General features: G+C 57.5%; 16 protein-coding genes and 2 other RNA genes. All 18 read left to right on the plus strand.

Features of this window, described 5'->3' with window-relative positions; genetic code table 11:
* Positions 1 to 2: 2 nt before the first annotated feature.
* Positions 3 to 932: an AAA family ATPase gene (locus CAK78_RS14380; protein ID WP_094697709.1), complete on the plus strand. Its 930-nt coding sequence runs from the start codon at positions 3 to 5 to the stop codon at positions 930 to 932.
* A complete protein-coding gene (locus tag CAK78_RS14385) occupies positions 929 to 1,186 on the plus strand; it encodes a hypothetical protein (RefSeq protein WP_094697710.1) in 258 nt (85 codons plus the stop codon). Before CAK78_RS14380 ends, CAK78_RS14385 begins: the two co-directional genes overlap by 4 nt.
* 23 nt (positions 1,187 to 1,209) lie before the next feature.
* Positions 1,210 to 1,833 (plus strand): DUF3164 family protein, encoded by a 624-nt coding sequence (locus tag CAK78_RS14390; protein WP_094697711.1) that lies wholly within the window; start codon positions 1,210 to 1,212, stop codon positions 1,831 to 1,833.
* A 3-nt stretch (positions 1,834 to 1,836) separates the two neighbouring features.
* An RNA gene (locus tag CAK78_RS14395) (hammerhead ribozyme type II) lies at positions 1,837 to 1,908 on the plus strand.
* 183 nt (positions 1,909 to 2,091) lie between these two features.
* Positions 2,092 to 2,316 (plus strand): ANR family transcriptional regulator, encoded by a 225-nt coding sequence (locus tag CAK78_RS14400; RefSeq protein ID WP_094697712.1) that lies wholly within the window; start codon positions 2,092 to 2,094, stop codon positions 2,314 to 2,316.
* A complete protein-coding gene (locus CAK78_RS14405; RefSeq protein WP_094697713.1) occupies positions 2,313 to 3,005 on the plus strand; it encodes a DUF2786 domain-containing protein in 693 nt (230 codons plus the stop codon). The genes CAK78_RS14400 and CAK78_RS14405 overlap by 4 nt, the downstream gene beginning before the upstream one ends.
* Positions 3,002 to 3,214 carry a hypothetical protein gene (locus CAK78_RS14410; protein WP_094697714.1) on the plus strand — a complete coding sequence of 71 codons (213 nt, stop codon included), beginning with the start codon at positions 3,002 to 3,004 and terminating at the stop codon, positions 3,212 to 3,214. Before CAK78_RS14405 ends, CAK78_RS14410 begins: the two co-directional genes overlap by 4 nt.
* 75 nt (positions 3,215 to 3,289) lie before the next feature.
* Positions 3,290 to 3,442, plus strand: a complete 153-nt coding sequence (locus CAK78_RS22865) for a hypothetical protein (protein WP_158656452.1) — start codon at positions 3,290 to 3,292, stop codon at positions 3,440 to 3,442.
* Positions 3,441 to 3,513: hammerhead ribozyme type II (locus tag CAK78_RS14415), an RNA gene on the plus strand. The genes CAK78_RS22865 and CAK78_RS14415 overlap by 2 nt, the downstream gene beginning before the upstream one ends.
* Before the next feature lie 35 nt (positions 3,514 to 3,548).
* On the plus strand, positions 3,549 to 3,755 hold the full coding sequence (locus tag CAK78_RS14420) for a hypothetical protein (RefSeq protein WP_094697715.1): 207 nt from the start codon (positions 3,549 to 3,551) through the stop codon (positions 3,753 to 3,755).
* A complete protein-coding gene (locus CAK78_RS14425) occupies positions 3,752 to 4,006 on the plus strand; it encodes a hypothetical protein (protein ID WP_094697716.1) in 255 nt (84 codons plus the stop codon). Before CAK78_RS14420 ends, CAK78_RS14425 begins: the two co-directional genes overlap by 4 nt.
* Entirely contained in the window at positions 3,999 to 4,511 is a 513-nt protein-coding gene (locus CAK78_RS14430; RefSeq protein WP_141214192.1) for a hypothetical protein, read from the plus strand. Before CAK78_RS14425 ends, CAK78_RS14430 begins: the two co-directional genes overlap by 8 nt.
* Positions 4,508 to 5,029, plus strand: coding sequence for a hypothetical protein (locus CAK78_RS14435; RefSeq protein ID WP_094697718.1), 522 nt, complete (start codon positions 4,508 to 4,510; stop codon positions 5,027 to 5,029). The genes CAK78_RS14430 and CAK78_RS14435 overlap by 4 nt, the downstream gene beginning before the upstream one ends.
* Before the next feature lie 119 nt (positions 5,030 to 5,148).
* Entirely contained in the window at positions 5,149 to 5,433 is a 285-nt protein-coding gene (locus CAK78_RS14440) for a hypothetical protein (protein WP_094697719.1), read from the plus strand.
* Positions 5,430 to 5,855 carry a regulatory protein GemA gene (locus tag CAK78_RS14445; protein WP_094697720.1) on the plus strand — a complete coding sequence of 142 codons (426 nt, stop codon included), beginning with the start codon at positions 5,430 to 5,432 and terminating at the stop codon, positions 5,853 to 5,855. The genes CAK78_RS14440 and CAK78_RS14445 overlap by 4 nt, the downstream gene beginning before the upstream one ends.
* Positions 5,852 to 6,100 carry a hypothetical protein gene (locus CAK78_RS14450; protein ID WP_094697721.1) on the plus strand — a complete coding sequence of 83 codons (249 nt, stop codon included), beginning with the start codon at positions 5,852 to 5,854 and terminating at the stop codon, positions 6,098 to 6,100. The genes CAK78_RS14445 and CAK78_RS14450 overlap by 4 nt, the downstream gene beginning before the upstream one ends.
* A complete protein-coding gene (locus CAK78_RS14455) occupies positions 6,084 to 6,275 on the plus strand; it encodes a hypothetical protein (protein WP_094697722.1) in 192 nt (63 codons plus the stop codon). The genes CAK78_RS14450 and CAK78_RS14455 overlap by 17 nt, the downstream gene beginning before the upstream one ends.
* A 139-nt stretch (positions 6,276 to 6,414) precedes the next feature.
* The coding region (locus tag CAK78_RS14460) for a transposase (RefSeq protein WP_141214193.1) at positions 6,415 to 6,602 on the plus strand (188 nt) is incomplete at its 3' end.

The following is a 6,602-nucleotide window of genomic DNA, read 5'->3' on the forward strand; positions in this document are numbered from 1 at the left end:
CCATGACCACCGTGATTGAACGAGTAAATGCCGCACTGGCAGCAGACAGCGAATTGACCCAGGTGCAGGTTTCCAAACAGGCCGGGATGAGCGAGGCGGTACTGAGCGCCCTGATGGCGGGCACCTACAAGGGCAATGTCGAGCGCAATCTCGCCAAGCTGGAGAAGTGGCTCAAGACCCGTGAAGAGAGCGCCAAAACCCAAGACCTGGTGCGTGGCCCCAAGGATGAATGGTTGCCGTTGCCGACATCGGTACGCATCCAGAACGTGATGAAGACTGCGCAGGCTCTGCGTGCCTGGGGGCTGGTCTACAAGGGTGCTGGTGTCGGCAAGACCACCACCGCCCGCCATTACCAGTCCGAGAACAGCAATGTGTGGATCTTCACGGCAGACCCGTTTCGCAACAACGAGATGGCCGTGCTGCAAGGGCTGTGTGACCAGCTGAAGATCGCCTGCCACGGCATGACCCGCGCCCGGATGAGTGAGGCCATTGCCCAGCGCATCAGCGGCACCAACGGCCTGCTGCTTATCGATGAAGCGCAATACCTGTCCGAACGCATCCTCAACGGCATTCGGGTACTGACGGATGACCGTATCGGGGTGGTGCTGCTGGGCAATGACGTGGTGAAAACCCGGATGAGTGCCCCCCGTACCGCAGTGGACATGAACCCAGTGTGGTCACGGGTCATCAGCTGCCTGGAACTGCCAACGGTGAGCCGTGAAGACATCGCCAGTTATCTGAGTGTCTGGGGGATCGAAGACAAGGAGGTCGTTCGCTTTGCCTACGACAAGATCCCGCAATCCGTAGGGGCTCTGCGCTCGCTCTATCGCTTGCTGCAAGTCGCTACCTCTATCGCCACCAGCGCCCGCCAGACGCTCTCTCTGGAGCACATCAAGGCAGCCTGGAACCACATAGGAGTTGTCGCGAGATGAAGATGGAACTGAGTGACAAGGTGCGCCTGGCCGAGCAACTCAGCCGTCAGATGACCAGCCGCCAATGCACGGTACTGAGCGCCAAGCTGGGGTTTGCCACCCCGATGCTTGAAGTCGATAAACCGCCGCTGGGCCTGCGGGACAAGGCCTTCGAAATCAAAGAGATCATCGGTGGCCAAGTGAACATGGCCTATGTAGCGAATGTGGATGGTTGCCGGGTTATCTGGCGCACCATCAGCCTGAACAAACAGTAAAAACCAAGTAAGAGGACAACCCAATGACCGTACAACAAGAGATGACCATTCCCGCAGGCTACCTGAAAGACCGCAAGGGCCGTCTGGTGCCGGAAAGCATGGTTGATGCCTACGACCTGGAAATGGACGCCTTCGTGAAAGAGCAGTGCCAGGGAGCCCGCGAACTGCACGACCTGATGAAGCGCTTCAAGAAGACCACCTTTGGCAACTGCCACGCCTGGCTGGATCTGGTGGCCGAGAAGTATGACCGCCAGCCTGGTGGCCAGAAGGGAAACGTGACGTTTGGCACCTTTGACGGGTCTGAGCAGATCCGTATTCAGATGGCTGACCAGCTGCGTTTTGGCCCGGAGCTGCAAGTGGCCAAGGACATCATCGATGAGTGCCTGAAGGAGTGGTCTGCCGGTGCCAACCAGAATCTGGTGGCCATCATTCAGGACGCCTTTGAGGTTGACCGGGAAGGCAAGGTCAACACAGGCCGCATCCTCTCCCTGCGCAAGCTCAAGATCGATGACGAACGGTGGACCCGTGCCATGCAGGCCATTGCTGACTCGATCATCGTTTCCGGCACCAAGGCTTACGTCCGGTTCCTGGTCAAGGACGAAGAAGGGCGGATGGTCTCTATCCCGCTGGATCTCGCAGCCCTGTAACCCATGCGAAACCGTGCCCCAGTCATGGGGCCGGTCTGCCCGATGTGGTGATCGGGTACTGATGAGCAGCCAGGAGGAGTGATGAGTGAACAAGGCGGTAGCGCCTCGCTAGTCACCTACGTGATGAAGTTCGCGACACGAGTGAGCAAGGGGAGGAAGCCTATCCCGCTCACGCGGGAAGAGGCAGAGGCGTGGCTGGACAAGCATTGCCCTCAGTGGCGGCGATCAGTGGTCAGGAATGGATGAGTAGGAGAAGAGATGAGCATTCAAAACATCAAGTACAACGGGGAGCGCCCTAACAGTTATCAGGCTCTTGCCGCCCGTGCAGCCCAGTTTGAACAGCAAGGATTGTATACCCAGGCCAGTGATATGTGGGCCGTTGCACGCACCGCCGCCAAGAGCGCTAAAAACAAGCATTGGGCACAGTGCCGTATCGATTACTGCGCGATGGCCCTCCAGCGCAACTGGAAGGTGGCCGCATGAGCCAGCAACGAATCCTCGGCAAGATCAAGAAGCTGCTGGCCCTGGCGGCCAGTGGTAACCAGCACGAAGCGGCCAATGCCATGGCCAAGGTGCAGGCGCTGATGGCGGCAAACGGCCTCACCGAAACCGATATCGAACTGAGCAGCATTGGGCAGCAGTGGGCCAAGTGTGCGAACCAAAGCAGAACGCAGCCGAAATGGAGTCATATGCTGATTTCCCTGGTTGGGGATGCCTTTGGGGTTGAGGTGATGTACCAACGGGAGATCTTCGGTGCTGTCCGGGTGTCGTTCATTGGCCCGGCAGAACGTGCCGAGATCGCCGGTTATGTCTATGAAGTGCTGGCTCGCCAGCTGGGCAAGGCCCGCCGTGAGTACCTGGCTGGTTTGAACAAGCGGATGAAGACAACCACCAAGACCACCAGATCGGATCTGTTTTGTGAAGGGTGGTGCCGAGCAGTGTGGACCAAGGTGCAGCAGCTCGTACCCAGCGAGAAAGAAGCCGCCCTGGTCAAGCAGTTCATGGAGCAGCACCACCCCAAGCTAAAACAGGCAAAGGCGCGTGAGGCGGGAGGTACGGGCGGTAATAGCCGTGATCGCAACTCCATGTTTGATGGATACCGCGCAGGGCAGGCTGTGGCGCTCAATGCCGGGGTGGCAGGTCAGGATCAAGGGAAGTTGGGGGTGTTATGAAACGCATTAACGATCTGGTGTTTACCAGCGTCCAGGATACGAAATCAACGCTGGAATGCACGCTCATCCATGACCCCAAGCAAGCGCTTGAAGATGCTGAGGCGGTACTGAAGGCCATGGAGGCATTCGGATATAACCAACCGAGCCGCCGCAAGATGCTGAAAAGCATTATCAATAAGGTCAATAAGGCACAGCAGGAGGTGAAATGAGCAAGGTATGGATGGCCGCCAACCTGATGGCCTTGGTGATTGGTATCGCGCTGCTGGCTGGATGAAGGGGGCTGTATGAGCGAAGAGCTGTACGGGGAAATCATGCGCTTCCAGGTCACTGCTCGTTGCCCTTATTGCGATGAGGAAACGGAAGTGCTGCAAGACGAATTGGACGGGGGTTATTGCCAATGCCAGCACTGTGACGAGTCATTCAATATTAGCCTGTAAGCGAAACCACCCCGCCACCTGGCGGGATGGTCTACCCGATGTGGTGATCGGGTACTGATGAGCAGCCTGGATCCCGGTTGTCATCTCCCACAACAAGGAGAGGACAATGACCTATCACAACCTGTCTATGCAGCTGACCAAGCTGTTTGAAGCCTACTGTATCGCCTTGTCCTTGCGGGACATGGTGCGGGTTCGCGTGCGCCTGGTGCGTTTTGCCCATCGTGCCCGCCGTCTCAACCAGCATCGGCTGGCCCGCGAAGCCTTTATGGCCGCTGGACAGCTGGGGCGTGACATTCAGAAGGTGTCGCCATGAGAGCCGAACTGCTGGCCTGGATGGCGCAGCGCCCCCCAATGACCGCCAGCCAGATGATCGAGGCGGGCGTGCTTGAGGAGCTGGCTATCTCGGGGCGCGAGAATCTGGTGACCTGCCTGTGCGAGATGTGCAAAAGCGACACCTGCCCGGTGAGTGCCGTCAAAGCCCCTGAAACCCATCTGTATCAAGGCCGCAGCCCGCGTCGTGGTTGGGTCAATGTCTATCGTATTCGCGGAGTCCATCATGACTGAGCAAGAGAGAGAAGTGAGCGAGATCGTGACCTGGCTGGGCAAGCGGGAGTTTCCTGCCCTGGCTGGCTACACCACCCCGCTTGGGCAGCAGCTGTATGAGGTGATCACCGATGTGTTGTCGTTCGCCTCGATGGCGGCCCGCAAGGCCAGTATCGCCGAACGCAAACTGGATGACCTGGTGATGAGTCTGCCCAGTAATGCCCACGCCTATCACGAGTTGAAGCGACTCCTGGAGGAGATCCATGCGCAAGGCACCCCAGCGCAGAGCCCGCTTATGGTGCTGGTTAAACAGGCGATCGAACACTCTGGCCGCCATGACATCGAGCAATGCTGCGGCGGCAGTTGCAACAAGCAACGTAATCTCGAACACCTGACCGCGCTGGAGATCGGCACCGAGCTGTTTTACCAGGAGATCGTCAATCTGGGGTCACAGGTTGTGGCACTGGAGCAGGAGAACCGTCAGTTAACATCCCGTTTGAATGCCCTTAAAGGAGGCGCCCAATGATGTTCTATCGCTGTGATGATGTGCCGGTTTGGCAAGCCTGGTGCCAGTACCATCAAGAGCTGAAGGCGATGCAGCAGGCCGCCCGCACCTTTGCCGAGTCGCTGGATGCTGAACCGGTCTATGGTGCCTCTGTTTATGGCCAGATCCTGGTGGGGATTGCCCCCCGCCATTTTGATGACCGGAGTGATAAAGCGCTATGGAGTGAGCCCGGTTATGGTGGGGTCAGGGTGCCCCGGCAGTATGTGCCAAAGGGCCAGTTAAAAGCCGGTGCCCAGTTGCGTGAGCGCTTCCCTGATGGCCGCCCAGCCGTGGCGGCAGATCGTGCCAGGCTGGCCCCGCTGTGGGAGGCGCTGGGGGTTGATATGCCAGCGGTGGCCAAGGCCGGTTCAACCTTCTTTGGTTATGATGGCCAGTTTTACTTTACCACCCTGCTGCGTGCCCCGAACGCGACGGTTATTGATGAGCATGAGTTCAAGCAAGCCCTGCAACTGAGCCAAGCCGCACAGGCTACCCGATAGGCCACTTCCTGTTTTACCCCCTTTTATGAGGCACCGTTTGGTGCCTTTTTTGTTGGTGTTTTGTTCGCAAATTCGCCGCCACTTTCGTATAATTAATTTATGTGGCGGAGGAACGAAAATTGATTGAAACAAAACGCCGACCTGGCCGCCCCCGTAAAGAGAAGACCCTGGACGGTGCAACCCGTAGCAAGCGCCTGCGAGCCAAGCGAACGGAAGATGGCACCAAGGAACTGCGCCTGGTGGTTGATGCTGCGACGGCTGATTTGTTTCATGCCTTGCGTGAGCAAAGCGGGTTCGGCCAGCGAGAACAGTCAGACTTCTTTGCAGCCATGCTGCTCAAGGTGGCCGGTCGTGACTGGCTTGGTCCCGCGTTTACGCTCCCTATCGAGAAGGAGGCATCATGACAGCACGCAAGACCCTGTATGGCCTGGTGCACAAGGGGGCCGAGGTGAAGTTCGGTTGCCTGCCTACCGACGAACGGGACACGGCCTATCGCGATTGGCTGGCGATGCGCACCGGTCAGCGCTCTTGCAAGGGGCTGACCGAGTTACAACTGGCCGCCCTGGTACGCGAGCTGAAACGGGATGGCAGCCTGGCGGACTATCGCCCTGGTGGAAAAGCACCGGACCGGCCAACCGATGCCCAATGGCGCAAGCTGGCCGCGCTGTGCAAGGAGTTGAACTGGCAAGGTGGACTGGATGACCCGGCGCTGGACAGGTTCTGCCAGCGTACCGCACACGTCAGTAAAGCCAGGTTCCTGACCAAGGGCCTTATCAGCCAGGTCATCACCGGATTGGAAAAATGGATTGCAGGAGGGGCCCAGTGAGCCGTATTGACCCCCGTTATGAAGTGGTATCACCCAGCACTCAAGAAGAGTTGCAGGCGCTACTTGAGGAACAATGGCCGGATCGTCGCGTTCCGGCCCATGAGTTCCACCAGCTTATCCAGATGAACACCCTGGATATGAGTATTTTGAAAAGCCATCTGGGCTGTAATCGTGCCTGGTACAACACCCATGAGCTGGCCGAGTGGCTATGGAAGAGGAGCAATTATCATGATGACGACCAATGAGCCGCGTCTGTGCATCAAGCCGTGTCGGGATGTATTGACCTTGAAGAAGCGGGCAACCCATGGGGCCATCAAGGGCACCGAGTTCTTTGCCTTTCGTCTGTCAGGCTGGTTTATGTTTGTGCGGGAGGTGCCGGATAATGGCCCTCGTACTGGTGAGCAGTTGAGTCTTTTCTAAGGCCGACGTATGGTACGTGCATTTCCGAATGAATATGAGGGCAATATGATCCGAGTTGTATTAGGGTTCCTGATTACCCATGATTAGCAGTCACCCCGAACTATACTGATCTTATGCACAGTTATCGAGGAGCGAGATCATGGCCAAAAGCAAAGTCCAATTCCAGAAAGGCTACAGCCTGTTTGAGCTTCTCAAGGACTATGGCACTGAAGCTCAGTGCGAAAACGCGTTGTTCACTTGGCGTTTTCCTCACGGCTTTGTCTGCCCTGAATGTGCCAACAAGACCTGTTGTCACCTGAAAAGTCGGCCACGCGTGCTGCAATGCAA

The organism is Aeromonas sp. A35_P (assembly GCF_002259925.1).
Taxonomy (GTDB): domain Bacteria; phylum Pseudomonadota; class Gammaproteobacteria; order Enterobacterales; family Aeromonadaceae; genus Aeromonas; species Aeromonas dhakensis.

Coding starts and splice junctions, on each gene's coding strand:
- CAK78_RS14380 (WP_094697709.1), top strand. CDS start 3: ATGACCACCGTGATTGAACGAGTAAATGCCGCACTGGCAGCAGACAGC.
- CAK78_RS14385 (WP_094697710.1), top strand. CDS start 929: ATGAAGATGGAACTGAGTGACAAGGTGCGCCTGGCCGAGCAACTCAGC.
- CAK78_RS14390 (WP_094697711.1), top strand. CDS start 1,210: ATGACCGTACAACAAGAGATGACCATTCCCGCAGGCTACCTGAAAGAC.
- CAK78_RS14400 (WP_094697712.1), top strand. CDS start 2,092: ATGAGCATTCAAAACATCAAGTACAACGGGGAGCGCCCTAACAGTTAT.
- CAK78_RS14405 (WP_094697713.1), top strand. CDS start 2,313: ATGAGCCAGCAACGAATCCTCGGCAAGATCAAGAAGCTGCTGGCCCTG.
- CAK78_RS14410 (WP_094697714.1), top strand. CDS start 3,002: ATGAAACGCATTAACGATCTGGTGTTTACCAGCGTCCAGGATACGAAA.
- CAK78_RS22865 (WP_158656452.1), top strand. CDS start 3,290: ATGAGCGAAGAGCTGTACGGGGAAATCATGCGCTTCCAGGTCACTGCT.
- CAK78_RS14420 (WP_094697715.1), top strand. CDS start 3,549: ATGACCTATCACAACCTGTCTATGCAGCTGACCAAGCTGTTTGAAGCC.
- CAK78_RS14425 (WP_094697716.1), top strand. CDS start 3,752: ATGAGAGCCGAACTGCTGGCCTGGATGGCGCAGCGCCCCCCAATGACC.
- CAK78_RS14430 (WP_141214192.1), top strand. CDS start 3,999: ATGACTGAGCAAGAGAGAGAAGTGAGCGAGATCGTGACCTGGCTGGGC.
- CAK78_RS14435 (WP_094697718.1), top strand. CDS start 4,508: ATGATGTTCTATCGCTGTGATGATGTGCCGGTTTGGCAAGCCTGGTGC.
- CAK78_RS14445 (WP_094697720.1), top strand. CDS start 5,430: ATGACAGCACGCAAGACCCTGTATGGCCTGGTGCACAAGGGGGCCGAG.
- CAK78_RS14455 (WP_094697722.1), top strand. CDS start 6,084: ATGATGACGACCAATGAGCCGCGTCTGTGCATCAAGCCGTGTCGGGAT.